This is a genomic window from Mesorhizobium sp. M0437 (assembly GCF_040321335.1).
Lineage (GTDB): Bacteria > Pseudomonadota > Alphaproteobacteria > Rhizobiales > Rhizobiaceae > Mesorhizobium.
Genome location: NZ_JAMYRK010000245.1, coordinates 1 through 789 on the forward strand (window position 1 = coordinate 1; position 789 = coordinate 789).

The window sequence follows — 789 nt, forward strand, 5'->3', positions numbered from 1 at the left end:
ATTCCCCATTAACCGGCCAACCCCCCCCCCCGGCCCAACCCCGCGAACCAGGGGCCCACAACTAAACCCCCACCCCCGCGCGCCGGCCCCCGGGCGGGCCCGCGATTTCCTGCCTATTGCGGAGTCATCGATGTCCAGCCCGGAAAATCCGATCCTGTCGGTCAGTCGCGTGGAGGCCGTCTACAACGGCGCCATCGCCGCCCTGCACGGTGTCGACCTGTCGGTCGGCAAAGGCGAGATCGTCGCACTGCTCGGCTCCAACGGCGCCGGCAAGACGACGCTGCTACGCGCCGTATCCAATCTCCTCCCGGCCGAGCGCGGTACTGTTACCGCTGGCCGGATCACTTTCGACGGCGAGGATGTCTCCAGGGCAAGCCCCTCTCACCTCGTCCGCAAGGGTCTGGTCCAGGTCCTCGAGGGCCGACACTGCTTCCGCTCGCTGACGGTCGAGGAGAACCTTCTGACCGGCGCGCTCGGGCATTCGTCCTCCCGCACCGGCGTCAAGGCCGACCTCGACCGCGTCTATGCGCTTTTCCCCAGGCTCACCGAGAAGCGCCGAACCCGGTCCGGCCTCACCTCCGGCGGCGAGCAGCAGATGACGGCGATCGGCCGCGGTCTGATGTCGCGGCCGAAACTCTTCGTGCTGGACGAGCCTTCGATGGGGCTGGCGCCGCTGATCGTCGACGAGATTTTCAGCGCTTTGAAGCGGCTCAATCGGGACGAAGATCTTTCGATCCTTGTCGCCGAGCAGAATTCGGCAGTGGCGCTGAAATATGCCGACCGCGCCAC

The 789-nt window shown here is 66.7% G+C and carries 1 protein-coding gene; it reads left to right on the forward strand.

Translation table 11 applies throughout. The features are described 5' to 3' along the window. Positions 1 to 130: 130 nt before the first annotated feature. Positions 131 to 789: ABC transporter ATP-binding protein (locus NKI72_RS35275; RefSeq protein ID WP_352852295.1), on the forward strand; the 659-nt coding region annotated here is incomplete at its 3' end.